The sequence below is a fragment of the Pseudophaeobacter sp. C1-32P7 genome (genome assembly GCF_041008775.1).
Lineage (GTDB): Bacteria > Pseudomonadota > Alphaproteobacteria > Rhodobacterales > Rhodobacteraceae > Phycobacter > Phycobacter gallaeciensis_A.
Window position 1 is genome coordinate 201,547 of record NZ_JAXGFR010000005.1, and the last position, 23,245, is coordinate 224,791.

The 23,245-nt window shown below is 62.9% G+C and carries 22 protein-coding genes; 16 read left to right on the top strand and 6 right to left on the bottom strand.

What is annotated here, in order from left to right:
* Positions 1-62: 62 nt before the first annotated feature.
* The 3 genes from SM763_RS09520 to SM763_RS09530 are packed head-to-tail and all read left to right on the top strand — an operon-like array spanning position 63 to position 1,861.
* A complete protein-coding gene (locus tag SM763_RS09520; RefSeq protein ID WP_368998352.1) occupies positions 63-998 on the top strand; it encodes a tetratricopeptide repeat protein in 936 nt (311 codons plus the stop codon).
* 27 nt (positions 999-1,025) lie between these two features.
* Positions 1,026-1,670 (top strand): LON peptidase substrate-binding domain-containing protein, encoded by a 645-nt coding sequence (locus SM763_RS09525; RefSeq protein ID WP_065271859.1) that lies wholly within the window; start codon positions 1,026-1,028, stop codon positions 1,668-1,670.
* Complete coding sequence (locus SM763_RS09530; protein ID WP_065271858.1) at positions 1,667-1,861, top strand: Trm112 family protein; 195 nt, start codon at positions 1,667-1,669, stop codon at positions 1,859-1,861. Before SM763_RS09525 ends, SM763_RS09530 begins: the two co-directional genes overlap by 4 nt.
* A gap of 109 nt (positions 1,862-1,970) precedes the next feature.
* Here the strand turns inward: SM763_RS09530 and SM763_RS09535 are convergent, their stop codons facing one another.
* Complete coding sequence (locus tag SM763_RS09535) at positions 1,971-3,197, bottom strand: UbiH/UbiF/VisC/COQ6 family ubiquinone biosynthesis hydroxylase (protein ID WP_368998353.1); 1,227 nt, start codon at positions 3,195-3,197, stop codon at positions 1,971-1,973.
* A gap of 137 nt (positions 3,198-3,334) precedes the next feature.
* On the opposite strand from SM763_RS09535, the gene SM763_RS09540 reads away from it, so the two are divergent.
* The 4 genes from SM763_RS09540 (at position 3,335) to SM763_RS09555 (ending at position 9,782) form a co-directional block, all read left to right on the top strand.
* Complete coding sequence (locus SM763_RS09540) at positions 3,335-4,666, top strand: amidase (protein WP_368998354.1); 1,332 nt, start codon at positions 3,335-3,337, stop codon at positions 4,664-4,666.
* 134 nt (positions 4,667-4,800) lie between these two features.
* Positions 4,801-5,982 (top strand): aminotransferase class I/II-fold pyridoxal phosphate-dependent enzyme, encoded by a 1,182-nt coding sequence (locus SM763_RS09545; RefSeq protein WP_368998355.1) that lies wholly within the window; start codon positions 4,801-4,803, stop codon positions 5,980-5,982.
* Positions 5,983-6,097: 115 nt separating this feature from the next.
* Complete coding sequence (locus SM763_RS09550; protein WP_368998356.1) at positions 6,098-9,112, top strand: DNA translocase FtsK 4TM domain-containing protein; 3,015 nt, start codon at positions 6,098-6,100, stop codon at positions 9,110-9,112.
* Between the two features lie 79 nt (positions 9,113-9,191).
* Entirely contained in the window at positions 9,192-9,782 is a 591-nt protein-coding gene (locus SM763_RS09555) for a LolA family protein (RefSeq protein ID WP_274833083.1), read from the top strand.
* Positions 9,783-10,106: 324 nt separating this feature from the next.
* On the opposite strand, the gene SM763_RS09560 is transcribed toward SM763_RS09555, so the two are convergent.
* Together SM763_RS09560 and SM763_RS09565 are read right to left on the bottom strand one after the other, a co-directional pair.
* Positions 10,107-10,694, bottom strand: coding sequence for a transglycosylase SLT domain-containing protein (locus tag SM763_RS09560; RefSeq protein ID WP_065271853.1), 588 nt, complete (start codon positions 10,692-10,694; stop codon positions 10,107-10,109).
* A 56-nt stretch (positions 10,695-10,750) separates the two neighbouring features.
* Positions 10,751-11,638, bottom strand: a complete 888-nt coding sequence (locus SM763_RS09565) for an AEC family transporter (protein WP_065271852.1) — start codon at positions 11,636-11,638, stop codon at positions 10,751-10,753.
* Positions 11,639-11,723: 85 nt separating this feature from the next.
* Here SM763_RS09565 and hspQ point away from each other — a divergent pair, with 85 nt between their 5' ends.
* Positions 11,724-12,050, top strand: a complete 327-nt coding sequence (gene hspQ / locus SM763_RS09570; RefSeq protein WP_065271851.1) for a heat shock protein HspQ — start codon at positions 11,724-11,726, stop codon at positions 12,048-12,050.
* 63 nt (positions 12,051-12,113) lie between these two features.
* On the opposite strand, the gene SM763_RS09575 is transcribed toward hspQ, so the two are convergent.
* From SM763_RS09575 to SM763_RS09585, 3 genes are all read right to left on the bottom strand, one after another.
* Positions 12,114-13,691, bottom strand: a complete 1,578-nt coding sequence (locus SM763_RS09575; protein WP_274838122.1) for a gamma-glutamyltransferase family protein — start codon at positions 13,689-13,691, stop codon at positions 12,114-12,116.
* A gap of 443 nt (positions 13,692-14,134) precedes the next feature.
* Positions 14,135-14,572 (bottom strand): ATP-binding protein, encoded by a 438-nt coding sequence (locus SM763_RS09580; protein ID WP_065271850.1) that lies wholly within the window; start codon positions 14,570-14,572, stop codon positions 14,135-14,137.
* A 36-nt stretch (positions 14,573-14,608) separates the two neighbouring features.
* Positions 14,609-14,953 (bottom strand): STAS domain-containing protein, encoded by a 345-nt coding sequence (locus SM763_RS09585; protein WP_065271849.1) that lies wholly within the window; start codon positions 14,951-14,953, stop codon positions 14,609-14,611.
* Between the two features lie 97 nt (positions 14,954-15,050).
* Here SM763_RS09585 and SM763_RS09590 point away from each other — a divergent pair, with 97 nt between their 5' ends.
* The 8 genes from SM763_RS09590 to SM763_RS09625 all read left to right on the top strand — a co-directional run bounded on the left by SM763_RS09590 (position 15,051) and on the right by SM763_RS09625 (position 23,168).
* The gene (locus tag SM763_RS09590) at positions 15,051-16,223 is read left to right on the top strand and encodes a thiolase family protein (RefSeq protein WP_368998357.1); all 1,173 of its coding nucleotides are present in this window, start codon (positions 15,051-15,053) and stop codon (positions 16,221-16,223) included.
* Positions 16,224-16,385: 162 nt separating this feature from the next.
* Positions 16,386-17,432: an alpha/beta hydrolase gene (locus SM763_RS09595; protein WP_368998358.1), complete on the top strand. Its 1,047-nt coding sequence runs from the start codon at positions 16,386-16,388 to the stop codon at positions 17,430-17,432.
* A 73-nt stretch (positions 17,433-17,505) separates the two neighbouring features.
* Entirely contained in the window at positions 17,506-17,958 is a 453-nt protein-coding gene (locus SM763_RS09600; protein ID WP_368998359.1) for a GAF domain-containing protein, read from the top strand.
* Between the two features lie 70 nt (positions 17,959-18,028).
* Positions 18,029-18,628, top strand: a complete 600-nt coding sequence (locus SM763_RS09605) for a helix-turn-helix domain-containing protein (protein WP_490363277.1) — start codon at positions 18,029-18,031, stop codon at positions 18,626-18,628.
* Positions 18,629-18,645: 17 nt separating this feature from the next.
* Positions 18,646-19,275 (top strand): LysE family translocator, encoded by a 630-nt coding sequence (locus tag SM763_RS09610; protein ID WP_274829873.1) that lies wholly within the window; start codon positions 18,646-18,648, stop codon positions 19,273-19,275.
* Positions 19,272-19,643 carry a GFA family protein gene (locus tag SM763_RS09615; RefSeq protein WP_368998362.1) on the top strand — a complete coding sequence of 124 codons (372 nt, stop codon included), beginning with the start codon at positions 19,272-19,274 and terminating at the stop codon, positions 19,641-19,643. The genes SM763_RS09610 and SM763_RS09615 overlap by 4 nt, the downstream gene beginning before the upstream one ends.
* A 24-nt stretch (positions 19,644-19,667) precedes the next feature.
* Positions 19,668-22,115 carry a GcvT family protein gene (locus tag SM763_RS09620; RefSeq protein ID WP_368998363.1) on the top strand — a complete coding sequence of 816 codons (2,448 nt, stop codon included), beginning with the start codon at positions 19,668-19,670 and terminating at the stop codon, positions 22,113-22,115.
* 114 nt (positions 22,116-22,229) lie between these two features.
* A complete protein-coding gene (locus SM763_RS09625) occupies positions 22,230-23,168 on the top strand; it encodes a GlxA family transcriptional regulator (RefSeq protein WP_368998418.1) in 939 nt (312 codons plus the stop codon).
* Positions 23,169-23,245: the final 77 nt, after the last annotated feature.

A 23,245-nucleotide genomic window follows, 5' to 3' on the forward strand; every position in this document is an offset into this window, starting at 1 on the left:
CTCTTGGTTTCTTGGCCTTGGGATTCCATATAGGGGGCAAGTTCCAAACGGAGAACAAGAGCATGATGGATATTCTCGGAGGCGCAGGCGCGCCCACGCCCGCAGGTGATCTGATCAAGGACGTCACAGAAGCGACCTTTATGCAGGACGTGGTCGAGGCCTCGATGCATGCGCCGGTGATCGTCGATTTCTGGGCGCCCTGGTGTGGCCCTTGCAAGACATTGGGTCCGGCGCTGGAGGCGGCTGTCACGCGCGCCAATGGCGCGGTCACCATGGCCAAGATCGATGTGGACCAGAACCAGCGTCTGGCGCAGGCGCTGGCGCAGCAGGGGCTGCCGCTGCAATCGATCCCCACAGTGGTGGCCTTTGTGCAGGGCCGCCCGATCGACATGTTCCAGGGCGCGCTGCCACCAAGCGAGATCGACGCCTTCCTGAAAAAGGTGATTGAGGCCGCAGGCGGGGAAGCAGGCGGTGGCCTTGGTGAGGCGCTGGAGGCGGCTGAGGAAATGCTCGCCGAAGGCGCGGCGGCCGATGCGGCGCAGACCTTTGCCGCGGTTCTGGGCGAGGATGACAAGAACGCCGCCGCCTATGGTGGTCTGGCGCGGGCGCATATCGCGATGGAAGATCTGGATCAGGCCGAGGCAATTCTGAACGGCGCGCCTGCCGAGATTTCCGACGCGCCCGAGATCGAAGCGGCTCGGGCCCAGATCGAGCTGGCCCGTCAGGCGCAGAATGCCGGTCCGGTAGCCGATCTGCGCGCCAAGGTCGAAGCCGACCCGGCCGACCATGCAGCGCGTTTCGATCTGGCGCAGGCTCTGCATGCGGCTGGTGATGCCGAGGCGGCGGTGACCGAACTTCTGGAGCTGTTCCGCCGTGATCGCGAATGGAACGACGGCGCGGCCAAGGCGCAGCTCTTCACCATCTTCGAGGCGTTGCCTGCCAACGATCCGGTTGTTCTGAACGGGCGCCGCAAGCTGAGCTCGATGATATTTGCCTAAAGGCACCTGCGCGCTAAACTGAAGGCTATGTTTAAGCCTGCAGATCTGCCTGACACGATTCCCGTGTTTCCCTTGCCCGGGGCGCTATTGCTGCCCCGGTCAAAGCTGCCCCTTCATATCTTCGAACCGCGTTATCTTCAGATGCTGGAAGACACGCTGAAGACGCGCACGCGGCTGATCGGGATGGTACAGCCCTGTCCGCTGCGCAGCGGTGATGCCGAGGGGCTGCATGCCATCGGCTGTGCCGGGCGCATATCGCAATTTTCCGAAACCGATGACGGGCGCTATCTGATCACCCTCTCCGGGATATCCCGGTTCCGGGTGGTGCAAGAATGCGATGGCTTCACGCCCTACCGCCGCTGCGAGGTGAATTGGAGCGGCTTTGAGGGTGATCTGGGCCGGAGCGAACCGGATTGCGGGTTCGAACGGGGGGACCTGCTGGAGCTGTTGGAACGCTTTTTCGCGGCACGCGGCCTGTCGACGGATTGGGAATCGTTGCAGGAGGCCGATGACGAGCTGTTGATCAATTCCCTGTCGATGCTGCTGGATTTCGATCCCGAGGACAAACAGGCCTTGCTAGAGGCGCCCTGCCTTGCCACAAGGCGCGAAACCCTTGTCACCCTGATCGAATTCGCTTTGCGAAGCGGTTCAAGTGAGGACCCCCTGCAATGAGTGAAGAACACACCGCCGCGCCCGCCTTTGACCGTCGCATGCTGGAGGCGCTGGTCTGCCCGGTGACCAATGCGGTTCTGGAATACGACGCCGCGGCGCAGGAGCTGATTTCCAAACCTGCCAATCTGGCCTTCCCGATCCGCAATGGGATCCCGGTGATGTTGGTGGACGAGGCCCGCCCGCTGGAGTGAGGCGAAGCCGGGATACTCCCGCGTCCGGCCTGTCCTTTGGCTGCGCCCAAGCAAGAGGTTGGGACTTGGGCCCGGCGCCGCACAAGCGGGCGGCGCGGTTGCGTCCTGATCAGATCGGCTTGCCTTGCAACAGTCGCGGCAGATCGCCGGTCAGCCCGGCGGCTTCGCGCATGAAGCCGCGGCGCAGGCCCGGGACGGCGCCTGCCAGACCCATGCCGATATCGCGGCCCAGCCGCAGCAGCGGGTTGTCGTTCGAGAACAGCTTGTTGAAGGTATCCGTCGCCAGCGCCAGCGTTGCGGTGTCAAAGCGGCGCCACTGCTGATAGCGGTCCAGCACCAGCGATGATCCGATATCCTCGCCGCGCCGGGTGGCCTCGGTCAGCACCTCGGCGAGGGCGCCAACATCGCGCAGCCCAGCGTTGAGACCCTGGCCAGCAATTGGATGCATGCCGTGGGCCGCATCGCCGATCAGCGCCATACGGTCCCCGATGAAACTGTTGGCGAGCGTCAGGTTCAGCGGATAGGTAAAGCGTTTGCCCGCAAGAGAAATCTCACCCAGGAAATCGCCAAACCGGGGTTTCAGCGCGGCGATGTAATCGGCGTCGCTCAGGCCCTGAATAGCCTCCGCAGTCTCAGTCTTTTCACTCCAGACGATGGAGGAGCGGTTGCCGGGCAGGGGCAGGATGGCCAGCGGCCCCGCGGGCATGAAGAACTGATGCGCGATGCCGTGGTGGGGTTTTTCATGCTCGATGGCGCAGACCAGCGCGGTCTGGCCGTAGTCCCAGCCGGTGCGTTTGATCCCGGCGCGGGCGGCGGTGCCGCTTTTGCGTCCGTCCGAGCCGACCAGCATGCGACCGCGCAGCTCGGCGCCATCATCCAGCGTCAGGGTGACGCCGCTCTGATCCGGTGCCTGCGCCACCACGCGGCGGCCATTCACCGTGGTGATCCGGGGCGCGTCCTCCATCGCCTGCTGAAAGGCGCGGCGCAGAAAGCGATCCTCGACCATATAGCCCATCGGCCCGTCTTCGATCTCGGTATGGTCGAAATGGATGAAGAACGGCGCGGGCCCCTCTCCGGCGTGTCCGTCGGAGGCCTTGATCTCCAGCATCGGCTGCGCCTTGTCCGCGACGTGTTGCCAAACGCCGATCCGGTTGAGCAGACGTTTGGAGGCCAGCGCCAGCGCATAGCCGCGCCCGTCGAAGCCTTCGTCCTTCAGGGCGACCTTGGGCAGCGCATCAATGACGGTGACGCTGTGGCCAGTCTGGGCCAGCGCCAAGGCCAGGGCAGGGCCGTTCAGCCCGCCGCCGACAATCAGGATATCGGAGCTGTTCTTCATGCCCTGCAATATGCGCCTTGCATTCGGAATGTCCATCGCATTGTCCGGTCTTGCGAGTGCGCGGGATTGTCCCTCAGCGCTGCTGCCGTTACCGTCCCCGGCAAAACATATGGAACACGCGACGGGAGACTTTGCGGATGCAGGACTGGCTGAAGATGACGGCTGCGGATCTGGGGCGCGGCATTGGGGCAGGGGAGATCGATCCTATTGCGCTGACCAAATGCTACCTGGAGGCCATTGACGCGCATCCGCTGCGCGACCGGATCTATACCGTGGTTACGCATGAGCGCGCCCTGGCCGAAGCGGAAGCCGCGGCCGAGCGGGCGCGGATGGATTTGCGGCGCTCGCCGCTGGATGGGGTGCCGATCAGCTGGAAAGACCTGTTCGACAGTGCCGGAACCGGTACCGAGGCGGGATCGGACCTGCTCAAAGGCCGGGTGCCGGATCAGGACGCACGGGTTCTGGCCAATGCCACCGCCATGGGCACCGTCTGCCTGGGCAAAACCCACATGAGCGAGCTGGCCTTCTCTGGGCTGGGGCTGAACCCGGTCAAGGAAACCCCGCCCTGCGTCAATGATGAGGGCGCGGCGCCGGGGGGATCGTCCTCTGGCGCGGCGGCTTCGGTGGCCTTTGGGCTGGCGGCCTGCGGTATTGGCTCGGACACCGGCGGTTCGGTGCGTATCCCTTCGGCCTGGAACAACCTTGTGGGGCTTAAGACCACGGCAGGTCGGATCAGCCTAGAGGGCGTGGTGCCTCTGTGCCTGAAGTTCGACACTGTCGGTCCGCTGGCGCGCTCGGTCGAAGATGCGGGCCTGATGCTGGGGCTGCTGGAGGGCACCAAGGGGCCGGACCTGCGCAACCCACCGTCGCTGCAGGGGCGCCGCTTTGCCGATCTGCGCACCGTGGCGCGCGATGATCTGGAGCCTGAGGTTGCCGCTGCCCATGTGGAGTGTCTGGGCAAGCTGAAGGCGGCCGGCGCTGAGATCGTACCGCTGGAGGTGCCGGAGCTGCAGGACGCCATGGATCTGAGCGGAATTCTTTATACGACAGAGGCTTATGGTCTGTGGAAGGATGTGATCGAGGCGAGCCCGGATCTGATGTTTGCCGAAATCCTGGAGCGGTTCCGCGCTGGCGGTCAGCACAGTGGTCCCGATTATGTGGCGGCCTGGGCCAAGCTGGAACAATGCCGGATGGTCTGGGATCAGGCGGTGGCGGGCTTTGACGCGGTGCTGACGCCCTCCTGCCCGATTCTGCCGCCGAACATGGCACAACTTCAAGGCGATCATGACTATTACGTCCGGGCCAATCTTCTGACCCTGCGCAATACCCGGATCGGCAACCTGATGGGGCTTTGCGCGCTGTCCTTGCCCACGAGTAAACCCAGCTGCGGCTTGCAGCTATTGGGGCAACCGGATTGCGAAGAGGCACTGTTGCGGATCGGGGCCAGCGTCGAGGCGGCGCTGTGTTGATCTGACGGCTATCGCACGTTGTTGCAAAAGCACAACTGGACCGTGGGTGCCCTATGCGGCTGGACGCAGGCGCCCACGCTCTGTACCTTATCTGCAAACGGGGCACGAATGATCCCGAAACTGAGGCAATTGTGATGAACTTCCCAGAGCGGTTTTTGAACCTGCCGCCCTATGCGTTTCCGCGTCTGCGAGCGCTGCTTGACCACCATACGCCCGGCGGGGATGTGGTGCATATGACCATTGGTGAGCCGAAACACACCTTTCCCGCCTGGGTCACGGATGTGATCGCGGAGAATGCGGCTGGGTTTAACAACTACCCGCCAAACGAAGGCTCCGAGGAACTGCGCGGCGCAATGTCTGACTGGATCGCGCGCCGCTATGGCGTGAAGATGGATGCGGACCGGCAGGTGATGGCGCTGAACGGCACCCGCGAAGGGCTCTACAATGCGGCGATGGCCCTGTGCCCGGAAACCAAGAACGGCGCCCGTCCGGCGGTGCTTATACCGAATCCCTTCTATCAGGTTTACATGGTGGCGACGATTTCCGTCGGGGCCGAGCCGGTGTTTGTGCCTGCCACGGCCGAAACCGGCCATCTGTCCGATTACGCCAGCCTGCCGACCGAGGTGCTGGACCGCACAGCGGTGGCCTATATCTGCTCGCCTGCCAACCCGCAGGGCGCAGTGGCCACGCGCGAATACTGGGCCGATCTGATCCGGCTGGCGGAAAAGCATGATTTCCGCATTTTCGCTGATGAATGCTATTCCGAAATCTACCGCGACGCTGCGCCCGTGGGTGCGCTGACCGTAGCGCAGGAACTGGGCGCCGATCCCGAACGGGTGGTGCTGTTCAATTCTCTGTCGAAACGTTCGAACCTGCCCGGGCTGCGTGCTGGTCTGATCGCGGGCGGCCCTGAATGCATTGCCCGCCTCAAACAGCTGCGCGCCTATAGCGGCGCACCGATGCCCGGCCCGTTGCAGGCTGCGGCAGCGCGGGTCTGGGCCGATGAGGCGCATGTGGAGGAAAACCGCGCGCTTTATCAGGAGAAATACCAGATCGCCGATCAGGTGTTTGATGGTCTGGAAGGCTACATGTCCCCCGAAGCCGGGTTCTTCCTGTGGCTACCGGTCAAGGACGGCGGCGAGGCGGCAGCGCTGAAGCTGTGGCAGGAAACCGGCGTGCGGGTGCTGCCGGGTGCCTATCTGGCGCAGGGCGCGCCGGGGCAGAACCCGGGTGAAGGATATATCCGCGTGGCGCTGGTCGCCCCGGCGGAGGCAACACAGACGGCGCTGACCACCCTGCGCAGCTGTCTGTACTGATACGACTGCCACGCGGCCCCGGCTGGGGGCGCGCGGCCAAAATCAATAGACCACCGGATGCCAGGATCCCGCGGCACAAGCGGGGCAGGCGCCGAAAAATGGAACCGAGGTAGGCATGGCATTTCAAACCCGCAGCCGCGATCCGTTGCTTGACAGCAACATGCAGGCAGCCATTGAAAAGCGCGGTAAGGAACTGATCGGGATCGCCCTTCTGGGGCTGGGCCTGATGGCCGCCGCGATGATCGGCTCTTATACGCCGGATGATCCCAACTGGATGGTCTCCACCGATGCGCCGGTTCAGAACTGGATGGGCCGGATGGGGGCTTCTGTGGCGGCGCCGCTGTTCATGGTTGTCGGTTGGGGCGGCGTGGCCCTCGCGGTGACGCTGCTCGCCTGGGGTGTTCGCTTCCTGCTGCATCAGGGCGCCGAGCGGGTCATCGGGCGGATTGTCTTTGCACCGGTTCTGATCGCCGTGGGCTCGGTCTATGCAGCGACGCTGGTGCCGGGCGCAGAATGGCGCGCCACTCATAGTTTTGGCCTTGGAGGTCTGTTTGGCGATACCGTGATGGGGGCGCTGCTGACGCTGGTGCCGATCAGTTCGCATTTCGCGGTCAAGCTGATGTCGCTGCTGATGGCCATTGGCATGCTGGCGCTTGGCACGTTTGTCTGCGGCTTTTCGCGTGCGGAACTGCAGCGGGCCGGACGGTTCCTGCTGGTCGGGCTTATCCTGGCCTATGGCACGCTTGCCAGCCTTCTGGGCCGTGGCGCCTCCAGCGGTGTCCAGGCGGCGCTGTCCTATCGTGAAAAACGCGCTGCCGCCGCAGAACAGGCAATGGCCGCCGAGGATGATACGACCTGGTTCGGACAGGAGGAGGAAGAGCCTCAGATGTTCGAAACCGATGTGACTGCGCCTCCGCCGATCGAGGTCGCAGCGCCTGCCGCACCGACAAAAACCGGATTGTTCTCTCGGGTGCCCAATCTGATCCGCCGCGCTGATCCCGATTTGGCTAATGCGCCGATGCCGCAGCCCGAGTTGGTCGAGAGCGCACCGCAGATCAGTGATGAGGATCTGCCGGGTGATGACCGGATTTCGCAGAAGATCGCAAATGCCGTGCGTGTGCGTCGCGCTGCTGGGCAGCCGCCGGAACCCGATCCGAAGCTGCCCCTGACCAAGGGGCGCGGTCGCCGTCCTGAGCCGCTGGTCTTCAATCCCGATCCCGCGCCCCATGCGGGGCTGCCGCCCGAACCACCACTGACCGCAGCGCATGCCCCTGCTGCTCCGGCGGAATTCAGTGCCGAGGCGCCTGCCGCCCCCGGGCCGTCGCAGGTTCCGCCCGCGCCGACCGTTGGGGCGCCTGCAGCAGACACCGGATATGGCGCCGATCTGGAGCCCGACCGGGTCCCAGCCGAGGAGTTGCCGACCCACGCGCCTGCTGAAACCGCTGAGCCCGCGATCACGGCTCGCGCAGAGCAACCCGCCGAGGGCCTGACCATCCCGGTGGCAGAGCCGCGCAAGGTGGTTGTGGAGCAGCCCCAGCGCCGCGCGCCGGAGCCGTCGACCCGCGCCAAGGCGGAAGCCCAGCCGCGGCTGGCCTTTGAAGAGAACGATTCCAGTGATTTCGACCTGCCGCCGCTGTCGCTGTTGGCCAATCCTGCCGCGGTCGAGCGTCATCATCTGAGCGATGAGGCGCTGGAAGAGAACGCGCGTATGCTGGAATCGGTGCTGGATGACTATGGCGTCAAAGGCGAGATCGTCTCGGTCCGGCCCGGCCCCGTCGTCACCATGTACGAACTGGAACCGGCGCCGGGCCTGAAGGCCAGCCGGGTGATCGGTCTGGCGGATGATATCGCCCGCTCCATGTCGGCCCTGTCGGCGCGTGTTTCGACCGTGCCGGGCCGCTCGGTGATCGGCATCGAACTGCCCAATGAAAAACGGGAAATGGTCAGCTTCCGCGAAATCCTGTCGAGCCGCGATTATGGCGATGGCACCCAGAACCTGCCGCTGGCGCTGGGCAAGGATATCGGTGGCGACGCCATGGTGGCGGACCTTTCGAAGATGCCGCACCTATTGATCGCGGGTACCACCGGGTCCGGTAAATCGGTGGCGATCAACACCATGATCCTGTCGCTGCTGTACAAGCTGACGCCGGATGAATGCCGCCTGATCATGATCGACCCCAAGATGTTGGAACTCTCTGTCTATGATGGCATTCCGCATCTTCTGTCGCCCGTTGTGACCGATCCGAAAAAGGCGGTCGTCGCCCTGAAATGGGTCGTGGGCGAGATGGAAGACCGCTATCGCAAGATGTCCAAGATGGGCGTGCGCAATATCGCAGGCTACAATGGTCGCGTGAAAGAGGCGCTTGCCAAGGGTGAGATGTTCTCCCGCACGGTGCAGACCGGGTTTGACGATGACACGGGCGAGCCAGTGTTCGAGACCGAAGAGTTCGCACCCGAGGCACTGCCCTATATCGTTGTGATCGTCGACGAGATGGCCGACCTGATGATGGTGGCTGGCAAGGAAATCGAAGCCTGCATTCAGCGTCTGGCGCAGATGGCGAGGGCGTCGGGCATTCACCTGATCATGGCCACGCAGCGTCCCTCGGTCGATGTGATCACCGGTACCATCAAGGCGAACTTCCCCACCCGGATTTCCTTCCAGGTGACCGGCAAGATCGACAGCCGCACTATCCTTGGCGAAATGGGCGCCGAGCAGCTGCTGGGGATGGGTGATATGCTCTATATGGCGGGCGGCGCCAAGATCACCCGCTGCCACGGTCCCTTCGTGTCGGATGAAGAGGTCGAGGAAGTCGTCACCCATCTGAAGCAATTCGGCCCGCCTGCCTATGTGGGCACGGTTCTGGATGGCCCGGATGACGAGAAGGCCGACGACATCGACGCGGTTCTGGGGCTGTCCACCGGCGGCAATACTACGGGCGAGGATGCGCTGTATGACTCCGCCGTGCAGATCGTGATCAAGGACCGCAAGTGCTCTACCTCTTACATCCAGCGCAAACTGGCGATCGGCTATAACAAGGCCGCGCGTCTGGTTGAGCAGATGGAGGACGAAGGGCTGGTGTCTCCGGCGAACCATGTCGGCAAACGGGAAATCCTGGTCCCCGAACAGTAGATCGGCGGATGGGTGCGCAGGGTCTCCCGCAGCGGCGGGTGGCTCTTCCTTTTCCACAGTCAGGGCTTATCTAAGGGTCATGAAACAGATTGCACTTGTCGCGGCGCTGATCCTGTGTGCCCCTGCTGCCTGGGCGGCAGAGAAGCTGAGCCTGTCGGAACTGTCGGCTTACCTGAACGCCCTGACCACGGCCGAGGCCAGTTTTACCCAGATCAACGATGATGGCACGCTGTCCACTGGCAAGCTGTATATCCATCGGCCGGGCCGGATGCGGTTCGAATATGATGGCGAAAATGGCGCCACGGTGGTGGCTGGGGCCGGGTCGGTGGTGATCCACGATCCGAAATCGAACCAGCCGCCGGAGACTTATCCGCTTAAGCGTACGCCGCTGTCGATCATCCTGGCCAAAACTGTCGATCTGGGGCAAGCCGATATGGTTGTGGGCCACCAGTTCGACGGAACGACAACGATCCTGCAGGCGCAGGACCCGGAGAACCCCGAATACGGCGGGCTGGAGCTGATGTTCACCGATGACCCGGTCGAATTGCGCAAATGGGTTGTGCATGACAGCGCCGGGGGCCGCACGACGGTGGTTCTGGGCGCTCTGGAAACCGGGGGCAAGCTATCCTCCTTCCTCTTCACCACGGGCGCAGGCAGCGGATCCCGCTGACTACTGTAGAGTCTGACCTCGGCAGCCGGTAGGCCGTCAATCATACAGCTGAATGCTCCCGCCCCCGCAGGTGCCCGGGCTTTGCCCGAACCCCTTGGCGGTGTTGGGCCGGGCGCCACGCCAAGGCGTGGCGCGCTCGGTGATATCTGAACATTCCGTGGAACACTGGCGCCCGTGGCGCGGGTCGCACCGCCGTCAGGCGGTGCCGGGCCCAACGGGGGAGGGCCTTCGCAGAAGGGTTCGAGACTGGCGGGAGTGCCCCCTAAGCGTTTCCCTGGGGCAGCCCGGACGGGAACCAATTCGTTGTGGCACGTGCCCGGAGGGTCAGCGGAACTTACGGCAGGTGGCCAGTTGCGCCTGATACATCAAGGAGCGAGATTCCACCTTGCTCGCCACCCGCATCAGCCAGGATTTCGCACGGTAGCTGCCGCGGGCATAGCCGCTGTGCCCTTCGTGATAGGCAAGATACTGATTGCGGGCATCATAAAGCGCGATGCCGTTCTTTTCGCGGCTCTTGTTCATGTACCAGCCCATGAAATCCGCGGCATCCTTGATCCGGTCGCGCTTGGCCCGACGGCGTCCTGTGTCGCGCCGGTAATCGTCCCAGGTGCCGTCCAGGGCTTGGCTGTAGCCATAGGCGCTGGACTGGCGGCCCATCGGGATGACGCCCAGAAGATAGTTGTGCGGCGTGCGGGCATCGCCGTCAAAACGGCTCTCGTGATAGATTGTGGCCATCTGCACGTGCACTGGAACACCCCAGCGCCGTTCGGTCGCGCGGAAGGCTTTCAGGTATTCAGGCCGCTGTTTGATAATGCTGCAGGCATTATCAAGATTGCGCGGCGGGGACTTGTACCCACCCCCACAGGAGGCAACCGCCAACAGGAGGATCAGGGCGACGATGATTCTGCTCATTGCCTCTGCCTTTTTTATTTTGGCGGCAGTCTAGCGAATTGCGCCTGTGGATGAAATCACAATTCCAGAAGCAGGGACAGCAGGAGAGGCAGAGCTGCAACGGACATCAGCGTGGAAACCACCACCATGCCAGCAACCGCCTGCGCATCGGCTTCGAATTTTTCGGCCAGCAGGTAAGAAGTCACCGCCACGGGCGTTGCCAGCTGCAGCACCAGAACGCCGAATGCCGTGTAATCGAGCCCGAATGCCAGCCCCAGCCCCCAGCCGATGGCCGCGCTGAGCGTGACCTTGATCAGCGACAGTAACACGGCAAGCCCGGTCTTGCCCGGTGTCAGCCGCGCCACCGCAACGCCAAGGGTGATCAGCATCAGTGGAATTGCCATTTGCCCGATCAGATCCAGCGCATTGGTCAGGAATTGCGGCGTCTGCCAGCCCTGCCACAGAAAGAGCGCGCCCAGAAGCGTGGCCCAGACCATCGGTTCACGCAGCGCCTTGCCGCCGCCGCCTTCACCGGCGACCAGATAGATGCCAAAGGTGAAGGACAGCACCGCAGAAACCGCGAGCATCGCCACCGCATAGCCAAGGCCCGCCTCGCCAAAGGCAAAGAGCGACAGCGGAATGCCAAGGTTGCCGGTATTGCCGAAAATGAAGGGCGCCAGATAGCTGCGCCGCTCCAGCTGCATCACGCGCACCAGTGCTGCGCCTGCCAATGCCAGCAGCGCATGCCCGGCAAGGGCAGCCAGCACGAACCAGCCGATCGCGGCCTTGTCCAGCTCGGTTTTCATCAGCGCCGTGAAGATCAGGCAGGGCACCGCCAGCGTCATGGCCAGACGGGTAACAAATTGAATCCGATACTCAAATCCAAGCCGCACCCAAGCGAACCCGACCCCGGCAAGCAGGAAGACGGGGGCCACGATTTCAAGCACTGTCAGAGCAAGGTTCACAGTCTGTTTCCTCGAAAATTTGCCTCAAGAGTTGGACATCTGCCGCGCATCCGCGTTAGTAACAAAAGACGGGGGCAGCAAGACCATGTTGAGAACGCGCGCAAAATATAACCTGGGCCAGGTCGTCCGCCACCGGAAGCATCCCTTCCGCGGGGTGGTGTTTGACGTCGATCCAGCCTTTGCAAATACCGAGGAGTGGTACGAATCCATTCCCGAAGAAAGCAGGCCGGTGAAGGATCAACCCTTCTACCATCTGCTGGCCGAAAACGATCAGACCTATTACGTGGCCTATGTGTCCGAGCAGAATCTGGTTGCCGATTATTCCGGCGAACCGATCAGCCATCCGGATCTTTCGGAAATGTTCGGCAAATTCGACGGCGCGGCCTATTCCCTGCAATACCAGCTGAACTAATCGCCGGATCGCGTCCGGTGCCCCGCTGCGCTTTTGCTGCAGCGAAGCACCGGTGAGGCCTGATCAGTAGCCGAGCGCGCAGCCATCCTTGCGCGGGTCGCTGGCGCCTTCCAGCAAATCGCCATCGTGGATGCGGATGCCCTGCGAGCCGCCAATCGCCGTTTCGGGGACCTCCACCTTGTGGCCCATCTCGGTCAGCTCTTGGCGCACCTTGTCGGAATAGCCACGCTCGACCTTCATGACACCTGCGTCCGAGAAGCTGCGCGGTGCGTCCATGGCGGCCTGCGGCTCCATGCCGAAATCGGTAAGGTTGGAAACGAAACGCGCGTGGCCATTGGGCTGATAGGCACCGCCCATCACACCGAAAGGCATCGTCACGCGCCCGTTCTGGCGCAGCATGCCGGGGATGATCGTATGCATCGGCCGTTTGCCACCGCCCAATTCGTTGGCGTGGCCTTCTTCCAAGGTGAAACCGGCGCCCCGGTTCTGCAGCAGGATGCCGAATTTGTCCGAGGCGATGCCCGAGCCAAAGCCATGGAAGATCGAGTAGATCAGCGACACGGCCATGCGGTCCTTATCGACCACGGTGATATAGATCGTATCCTTGTGCACGGCCTCGCTCAGCGGGGCGGCGGCGGCCATGGCGCGTTTCGGATCGATCAGTGCGGCCAGTTTGGCCGCGGTTTCGGGCGCCAGCATGTGGTCCAGCCGGGTGGTATGATCGGCATCGGCGATGAAGCGGTTGCGGGCATCATAGGCCAGCTTGGCGGCTTCGGCCTCGATATGGGCGCGTTCGGCGCCAAAGGGGTCCATGCCCGCGATGTCGAAATGTTTCAGGATATTCAGCATCAGGATGGCGGTCGCGCCCTGACCGTTCGGCGGATGCTCGACCAGATCGGTGCCTTTGTAATCGCCGGAAACCGGCGTCACCGACATGCAGGCGGTAGCGGCGAAATCATCAACCGTGTGCACGCCGCCAAGCGCGTTGAGCGCGGCAACCATGTCTTCGGCGATTTCACCAGTGTAAAAGGCATCGCGACCGTCCTTGGCGATCCGGCGCAGAACTTCGGCCTGGCCCGGGGCGCGGAAGATCTGCCCAACGGTCGGGACGTTGCCCCCGATCAGATAGCTGTCGCGGGCCGCGCCTTGCAGGGTGTCCGCGTCATTGGCCCAGTCAAAGGCAACACGCGGCGCTACCGGAACGCCGGTTTCGGCATAGTGGATTGCGGGGGACAGGATCGCATCAAGGCCCAGTTTGCCTTCGGTTTGCGACAGGTGGCAAAAGGCGTCGATGGCGCCCGGCACGGTAACCGCATGCGGGCTGCGCAGCGGCACGGCGCTCAGCCCTTCGGCGCGCAGATCTGCGGCATTGGCGGCGGCAGGTGCCCGGCCGGACCCGTTCAGCGCGTGGATTTCATCGCTGCCCGGACGGGTATAAAGCACAAAGCAATCGCCGCCGATCCCGGTCATCTGCGGCTCGCAAATACCGAGCAGAACCGCCCCGGCGATGGCCGCATCCATGGCGTTGCCGCCGCGTTTCAGAATGTCGATGGCGGCACCGGCCGCAAGGGGGTGCGATGTGGCGCAGATACCGTTCTGTGCAAAGACCGCAGAGCGTCCGGGTTGTTGAAAATCGCGCATATGCCTCTCCCTCTTGAATAGCAGCGAAACACTAGTGGCTTCGCCGCCGAAGGCAATGCGAAAGGCATCCATGCTTGTCGCGTCTTCGGCGCATCAAAAGACGGCCATTTCCGGTAGCGGTGCAAAACCGGGGCGGAGATTTCCATGCTTGCAGTGGAAGGGGAGAGGATGTTCCCCGGCGCAACATGCACGATGGGGGCAGTGGAACGTAGCGCCGGGGACAGCTATCAAAAGCTTCTGATGTAACAGAAAGCACATTTTTCAGGCGATTTAGGGGTGATTATGTGGCGCAATTGCGGCGAAGTCCGGAGCCACCCCTTCGGCGCACTCGGCGTGCTATTGGCAGGACGCTTTAGAAAACATGGGTTTGGAGCAATAAAAGCTCTGCGGCTGGTACAGCGACAGGTCGGTACCAGATCAAAACAGGGGGCAGGTAACGGGGATCAGGCCCGGGTCACCTGAATTTCGAAACACAAGGACAGCTGGTTGTTGCCGGCGCTGCGTTCATAGTGGATGTCGCTTGTCAGCTCCCGGATCAGAAACCAGCCAAAGCCACCTTCGGGGAGATCTTCCGGCGCCACATCCAGATTTGCCGGCTTGCCTTCGGGCAGTTCGCCTTCGGGGAAGGGGGCTCCGGCATCGGTGATATTGATCCACAGACGCTCAGGTTCCAGGGAACAGCGGATCCGCACGTCTCCCGGGGTCTTGCCCGCATAAGCGTGCTCGACCACATTGTTCACGGCTTCGGCCAGCGCGATCTGGACTTCATCGACCCGCAACTCGGGGATGCCCAGTCCGCGCAGCCGTTTCACAACCTGCGTAATGCCGGACCGGGCATCAAGCTCTGTTGCCGTGAACGAGCAGGCAAAGGTTTCAACCATTCGTTTCTCGCTTTGCGCGGAGGATCATATACGGAATCACGTGCCGACTTTGGGTTCAGACATCGCTTCGGTCAGCGAGCCATATAGATCGAAAATCGTGTCCATCCGGGTGAGGCGGAAAACCTTTTCCACCATCGGGGTCGGGCCAGCCAGATCAAGGCGGCGACCGCTGCCAAGCTGTTTCATGGCTGCGACAATGGCGCCAAGACCGCTGGAATCGATGAACTGGACCTCGGACAGGTCCAGGATCACGCGGTCGGGTCCGCTTTCGGTGGCAGAGCGCATGTCTTCCTTGAACCGAATCGCGATGGCCGCGTCGATCCGCTCCGCATTCACTGTGACGATCTGCGCACCGTCCGTTACCGTACTGGATAAGCTCATGTTTGTTCCCCGAGGGTCTCTCTGTACTTCACACTGACTCTAGACCTCAAACCTTAGCATTCTGTATGGATAATTTCGACGATTGGAGGAAAATTTCATGAAACACGTTGTAATTGCCGGAGCGGCGCGCACCCCCATGGGTGGGTTCCAGGGCGTTTTCGATGGCGTGACTGCTGCCGAACTGGGTGGCGCCGCGATCAAGGCAGCGCTCGCCGGGGCCGGAACCGACACCGTCGATGAGGTTCTGATGGGCTGCGTTCTGCCCGCGGGGCAGGGGCAGGCGCCCGCGCGGCAAGCTGGTTTTGCAGGCGGTCTGGGCGAAGAGGTCCCGGCCACGACGCTCAACAAGATGTGCGGATCGGGCATGAAGGCGGCGATGATTGCCTTTGATCAGATCGCTCTTGGCCACACTGACACGATGATCGCGGGCGGTATGGAGAGCATGAGCAATGCGCCCTATCTGCTGCCCAAGATGCGCGGGGGTGCGCGGATCGGTCACGGGCAGGTCATCGACCACATGTTCCTCGATGGTCTGGAGGATGCCTATGACAAGGGTCGTCTGATGGGCACCTTCGCCGAGGATTGCGCCGAGAAGTTCCAGTTCACCCGCGAAGCGCAGGATCAATACGCGCTGGCCTCGTTGTCGAACGCGCTCGACGCCGAACGCACCGGTGCTTTTGCGGATGAGATCACCTCGGTCACGCTGCATACCCGCAGCGGTGAACAGGTCATCACCACCGATGAGCAACCTCAGTCGGCCCGCCCGGAAAAGATTCCGAACCTGAAACCGGCCTTCCGCAAGGATGGCACTGTGACCGCAGCAAATGCCTCGTCGATTTCGGACGGGGCGGCGGCGCTGGTGCTGGCCTCGGAAGAGGCGGCAGAAGCCAACGGTCTGACGGTGCGGGCGCGGATCATGGGCCACGCCAGCCACGCGCAGGCACCAGGATGGTTCACCACCGCACCGGTTCCGGCGGCCCAGAAACTGCTGAAACAGATCGGCTGGTCGGTCGAGGATGTGGATCTGTGGGAAGTGAACGAGGCTTTTGCGGTCGTGCCCATGGCCTTCATGCACGAGCTGGGCATTTCCCGCGACAAGGTGAATGTGAACGGCGGCGCCTGCGCGCTGGGTCACCCGATCGGTGCCTCCGGTGCGCGGATCATGGTGACGCTGCTGAACGCGCTGGAGAAACGCGGGCTGAAACGCGGTGTTGCGGCGATCTGCATCGGTGGCGGCGAAGGCACCGCCATCGCTATCGAACGGGTCTAATCGCGGATCAGTGAGTGAAGGGCAGAGGGGGCGACCTCTCTGCCCTTTTATGTGCCTGCAGCCTGCCGTGGCTTGCGCGGTTGCCCTCTCCTCCGCAGAGTAGCCCTGTCTCCGCCGTGAATTCTGGCGGGGTGCAGGTGATTTCAGTGCGGGGGATTTCCAATGAAGAAAGTAAAGTTGATCTGGGCCTTGCTTCGGGTGCTGCTGCCCGAGAGCGCGGTGCGCCTGCTTTATGGTGGGGCCTTGCCCGTGGTCGATGGACGGCGGGCCAACCCCAAGGCGCAGGCGGTTGCGGATCTGGTTGGTCTGGTGCGCGATCCCGCAGTCCAGCCGACGGTTGAGGACAGCCGGGTGCAACTCGCCGGTTTCGTGGAAAAATTCGATGCCCCATGCCGGGAGCCGGTTACGCGCAACGACATGACCCTGCCGGGCGGCGATGGTCCCCGGCCTGCGCGTGTCTATGTCCCTGCCGAATGCGACGGGGCGCAAAGCCTTCCGACGCTGATCTATCTGCATGGTGGCGGCTGGATACAGGGCAGTATCGACACCCATGATGCGCTGTGTGCGAAACTGGCGGTGCGGGCCTGGGTGCGGGTGGTTTCAGTCAGCTACCGTTTGGCACCGGAACATCCCTTTCCGGCGGCGGCGCAGGATGTGCTGGCCTCCTATCTGGCCTTGCTAGAGCGGGCGGAGGATCTTGGCATCGATCCGGCGCGCATTGCTGTCGGGGGCGACAGCGCGGGGGCGAATCTGACGGCCAGCCTGATGCACAGCCTGTCGGAAGCGGGCAAACCTCTGCCCCGGGCGCAGCTCTTGATCTATCCGGCGGTGGATGCGCGGCTCACCTCGGCCTCGGTGCAGGCCTTGCAGGATCACCCGCTGCTGTCGCTGCCGCGGATGCAGTGGTACATGGATCAGTATATTCCCCAAGGTCAGGACCGTCTGGCGCCCGAGATATCGCCGCTGATGTCGACCCATCTGGCCGGGCAGCCGCAGGGATTCGTGCTGTTGGCGGGGCATGATCCCCTGTGGGACGATGGCCTGTCCTATGCGGCAGCGCTGGAGCAGGCAGGCGTGCCCGTCACGGTGAAGCAGTATCCGGGGCAGATCCACGGCTTCCTGAACCTAACCAAGGTGATCCCGCAGGCGGATGAAGCCATATCCGATGCTGCAGGCTGGCTGCGGGGCGCGCTGAACACCGCCGCGTGAAGGGGGCCTTGCGTCGCCTGCGCCTGCGCGGGATACAGCAGCACCAGAACAGACTGACCCGGGAGCCGACCAGATGAGCCTCGATTACACCACTTTGGCAAAGACCATCGCCGCCCTGACCGAGGGCGAAACCGATGAGGTCGCCCTGATGGCCACCGTCGCCTGCGAGGTGCATCACAGCGATGACCGGTTCGACTGGACCGGGTTTTATCGCGTGGTGGCGCCCGAGCTGCTGAAAATCGGCCCCTACCAGGGCGGACACGGCTGTCTGCAGATCCCGTTCTCGCGCGGCGTTTGCGGCGCGGCGGCGCGCAGCGGCGAAGTGCAGCTGGTGCCGGATGTTGAGGCCTTCCCCGGCCATATCGCCTGTGCTTCCTCCACCCGGTCTGAACTGGTGCTGCCTGTCTGGAACAAGGCGCGCGAGGTAATCGGCGTCTTTGACATCGACAGCGACCAGCCCGATGCCTTCACCCAGGAAGATGCGGATCAGCTGGGCGCCATCCTCAAACAGGTCTTTGCCGCCTGACTGGCTTTTTGCGGGTTTCGTGAAAAAATGCTTTGAAATTTCATGCAATGTGAGTCAGCGTGAAAAAGAGATGTGTTTTTTTCACGAAGCGGAACCGGCATTGAGTGATCTATCCCCACAGACAGCGACCCTTGGCGCGGATATCCGCGCCCTGCGCAAGGCGCGCGGGCTGACGCTGGCCGATATCGCGGCGCGGCTGAACCGGTCGGTGGGCTGGCTCAGCCAGGTTGAGCGGGACCTGTCCGAACCGTCGATTTCCGATCTGCGCCAAATCGCACAATGTCTGGGCGTGCCCATGTCCATGCTCTTTGCCCATTCCAACGTGCCCGCGTACGAACAGGGCTATGTGGTGCGTGCAGGTGCCCGCCGCCCGATGGGATCGGGCGAAGAAGGTCTGATCGAGGAACTGCTGTCGCCGGACCTGACCGATGATTTTGAGATGGTGCATTCTACCTTCGCACCGCAGTCCCGCATGCAGACCCCGGCCAACCGCCCCACGCAAGAGGTTGGCTACATGATCTCGGGGCAGCTGGATCTGGTGATCGGCGGGCACGCCTTTACTGTCGGTCTCGGCGACAGTTTCCGCATCCGTCACGAACCCTATCAATGGGCCAACCCATATGACGCGCCCGCCGTGGCGGTCTGGGTCATTGCCCCGCCCGTTTATTAAAGCATGAGATATGACTGATGAGTTTTGAAGCCTGGACCCTGTTTGCCCTGTTCTGGGTGGTCTTTGTCACCACGCCCGGCCCCAATGCAGTGAATTGCATTTCGAACGGCATGACGCTGGGCCTGTCCAAGGCGATGCTGGGGGTGCTGGCGATCCTGACGCAGGCCAGCGCCTTTCTGATCCTGTCGGCGCTGGGGGTGACGGCGCTGATCGCGGCCTCGCCCACCGGGTTCTTCGTGGCCAAGGTAATCGGGGCGGGCTTTCTTATCTTTCTTGGCGTGCGTGGTTGGATCAACGCAACGCGCCCTACGCCCGCAGTGGAACGCCCGGCACGCCATGTTTACCTGCACGCGCTGGCGGTCGCCACGATCAACCCCAAAAGCGTTGCCGGATACCTTGCCGCCTTTTCCCAGTTCGTGCAGCCCGGTGTGCCGATCTGGGAGCAAATGTCGGTGATCATGCCCACGGCACTGGTGCTGACGACGCTCAGCTATACGGGGTTCACCCTATTGGGTGTGTTGATGGGCAAGGCGGCGCTGAAGGCGGTGTTCAACGTCTGGATCCGCCGCCTGCTGGCGGTCTGCTTCATCGTCTATGGCGTGCTACTGGGGGCCAGCAGCACACCGCAGTTGGAGGGCGTGCAATGATCCGAGGAGCCTGCCTGTGCGGTGATATCCGCTTTCAAACCGCCGCCGCGCCGCAAGGATCGTCGATGTGCCATTGCAGCCAGTGCCGCAAGCAATCGGGCGGTGTCTGGGCCTCGGCCTATGTGCCGGAAACCGAGTTGATCCTTCACGGTCCGGTCAGCTGGTACGCGGCCAGCGCGGGCGCCGAACGGGGCTTTTGCGCGCGCTGTGGCTCCTTTCTGTTCTGGAAGGCCCATGACGAGGACACGATCAGCTTTGCCCTTGGCGCGGTCGAGGACCCCAGCGGGCTGAAGATCGAAAAGCACATCTTTTGCGCCAGCAAGGGCGATTACTACGAGATCGCCGACGGGCTGCCGCAGAAACCATAACACCCGCAGCAACAGGGAGCGGATATGTCTGATTTTCCATCAAAGGCCCGCGTGGTCATCATTGGCGGCGGCGTTGTCGGCTGCTCGTCCCTGTATCATCTGGCCAAACGCGGCTGGAGCGATTGCGTGCTGCTGGAAAAGAATGAGCTGACGGCGGGATCGACCTGGCACGCGGCGGGCAATGTGCCGACCTTCTCGACCTCCTGGTCGATTATGAACATGCAGCGGTATTCGACCGAGCTGTACGCACGACTTGGGAACGAGGTCGATTACCCAATGAACTACCACCAGACCGGCTCGATCCGGCTGGCCCACACCAAGGAACGCATGCAGGAGTTCGAGCGTGCTGCCGCCATGGGCCGCTATCAGGGCATGGGGATGGAGATCCTGACCCCAGAAGAGGCCAAGGCGCGCTATCCCTTCCTTGAAACGCATGATTTGGCGGGCGCTCTGTATGATCCCAATGACGGGGACATCGACCCGGCGCAGGTGACGCAGGCCCTGGCCAAGGGCGCGCGCGACATGGGGGCGAAGATCCTGCGGTTCTGCCCCGCGACCGGCGTTACGCAAACAAACGACGGCTGGATCGTTCACACCGACAAGGGCGATATCGCCTGCGATTACGTGGTGAATGCGGCCGGTTATTACGCGCAGCGGGTGGGGGAATGGTTCAAACCCTACGGCGGGCGCACCGTGCCGATGATGGTGATGAGCCACCAATACCTTCTCTCCGAGGAAATCCCCGAGATCGAGGCCCATACCAAGGAGACCGGTAAGAAACTGCCGCTCCTGCGCGATGTGGATGTGTCCTACTACCTGCGGCAGGAAAAACATGGTTTCAACCTTGGACCCTATGAGCCGAACTGCCGCGCCCATTGGGAGACAGAGGCCGACCCCATGCCCGAGGATTTCTCCTTTCAGCTGTGGAACGACGATTTGGACCGGATCGAGGAAATCGTCACCGACGCCATGGAGCGGGTGCCTGCGCTGGCGACCTCGGGCGTGTCCCGCGTAATCAACGGGCCGATCCCCTATGCGCCGGACGGGCTGCCGCTGCTTGGCCCCATGCCGGGCGTGAAGAACGCCTTTGAGGCCTGCGTCTTTACCTTTGGCATCGCGCAGGGCGGCGGCGCGGGCAAGGTGCTCGCGGAATGGATTGTCGATGGGCAGACCGAATGGGACATGTGGTCCTGCGATCCGCGCCGCTATACCGACTACACCGATCACGAATACTGCGTCGCCAAGGGGCTGGAGGTCTACGGCCACGAATATGCCATGCACTTCCCGCGCCACGAATGGCCTGCCGGACGCGACCGGAAACTGTCGCCGGTTCATGACAGGGTCAAGGCGCTGGGCGGTCAGATGGGCGCCTACAACGGCTGGGAACGGGCCAACTGGTTCGCGAAAGACGGCGATGACACCTCCGAGGAAGCCACCCGCACCTGGGGCCGCGCTGGACCGTGGCAGCAGCGCATCCGCGAGGAATGCGAGGCGGTGCGCGACCATTGCGGTGTGCTCGATCTGCCAGGATTTTCCCGGTTCGAGGTCAAGGGACCCGGCGCGCGCGACTGGCTGCTCGGCAAGATCACCGGCGGCTTGCCCGGTGAGGGGCGTATGGGGCTGGCCTATTTCACCGATCCCCGAGGCCGTATCCTGACCGAGATGAGCGTGATGTGGCATGGCGAGGATCACTACATGCTGATCACCGCCGCCATGGCGCAATGGCACGATTACGATGTTCTGGCACATGACCTGCCGGAATGGATCACCCTCAGCGACCGGACGAAAGATTTTTCGACCCTGATCGTCACTGGCCCCGCCGCGCGCGAGATCTTCACCGCCATCGGGACCGAGGCGGATCTGTCGCTGCCGTGGCTGTCAGTGCAGGGCGCGCGGATCGTTGGGCGCGACTGCGGGTTGGCGCGCGTGTCCTTTGCCGGGGAGCTGGGCTGGGAAATCCACGCCGCGCCAGATGATATTCCCGCGCTTTATGAGGCAGTTCTGGAGGCAGGCGCGAAACCCTTTGGCATGTATGCGTTGAATTCCCTGCGGATCGAGAAAGGGTACCGCGCGTGGAAGGGCGACCTGTCCACCGATTATTCGGCCATCGAAGGGGGCCTCGACCGGTTCATTCGACTGAACAAGCCGCATGATTTCCCCGGCAAGGCGGTACTGGCGGCAGAGGCGCAGGATGGCCCGGCCAAACGGTTTGTCACTCTGATTGTCGAGGCGGGTGAGGCGGACGCGCCCTATATGTCCTGCATCTGGAAGGATGGCGAGATCATGGGCGAGACCACCTCGGGCGATTGGGGATACCGCGTCGGCGCTTCTGTCGCGCTGGGCATGGTGCGCAGTGATCTAGCCACGCCCGGCACCGAGTTGGAGGTGGAGATCTACGGACAAATGCACCGGGCCGTGGTCCAGAAGGATGAACCGCTCTGGGATCCGGAAAACGCGCGCCTGCGGGCCTAACGTCCTGTTTGAATGAGGGTACACGGAGTGGATCAGAAGGGTTCGGATCTGAAAGAGGCCTCGCAAGGCTGGCATTTCGACATTCTGGTCTGCGATGGGTTCGTACTGACGGAAATGGCCGCAGTCACCGACACGCTGCGCATTGCCAACCGAGTGCTGGCGCGCCCTCTGTTCGACTGGACGGTGCGCTCTGCCTCTGGCGGGCAGATCACCTGCCGGTCAGGGCTGAGCGTCGACACCCAGTGTTTCGCCGCAAAGCCAGAGGCTGATTTTGCCTTTGTCCTTGGCAATTCCGATCCGGCGCATCCGGGCTTGTCGCTGGGCCGGGTGGTCCAGAGCTACACCAGCCGCGGCGCGCAGGTCTATCTGCTGGCCGAAGCCGCCGCCCGCCATATCCGCAGCCAGTCCGGCGGGGCGGGGGCGCACACCACCCATTGGGAGAACTCGGACCTGCTGCGTGAACAGCTTGGGCTGGATCTTGGTGCCTATGCGTTGGCCCGTCAGGATGGTCTGGTGGTGACCTGTGCCGGCATGGGCGCCACCACCGATGTGGTTCTGGCCCTTGTTGGGCAGCTGACCTCGGCGGCGGCGCAGGTCACGGTGGCCAATATCCTGCTGCACGACCACATCCGCGACTTTGCCTCGCTGCAACCCTTTGCCGGTCATGCGCCGACCACATCGGGCGACCGGGATCTGGACGATTGCATCCGCCTGATGCAGGCCAATATCGAAGAGCCGATGCCAATCCGCAGTATCGTCACCGAACTGGGCCTGTCCAACCGCTCGTTGGAGCGCAAGTTCCGGACGTTTTTCGGCACCACGCCAAACGGGTTTTATCGGGAAATGCGGCTCAGCAAGGCGAACAACCTGCTGCTGAACACCACGCTCAGCGTGCGTGAGATCGGCCTAGCCTGCGGGTTTCCCAACGGGTTTTCCTCGCTCTACAAATCCGTTTTCGGGATCACCCCCTTTGCCCTGCGCAAACAGCGCCGCACCCGCCCGGTGTCTGAAACCGCCCACAGTGCGCATTCTGGGGCGCCACGGCCGGTTTGAAAAAACGGGTCGGGGATAAGACATTCCCCCGTTTGACGTTTTTGATGCATTTTCTGACGCAAGTCTGTGCCACTCTG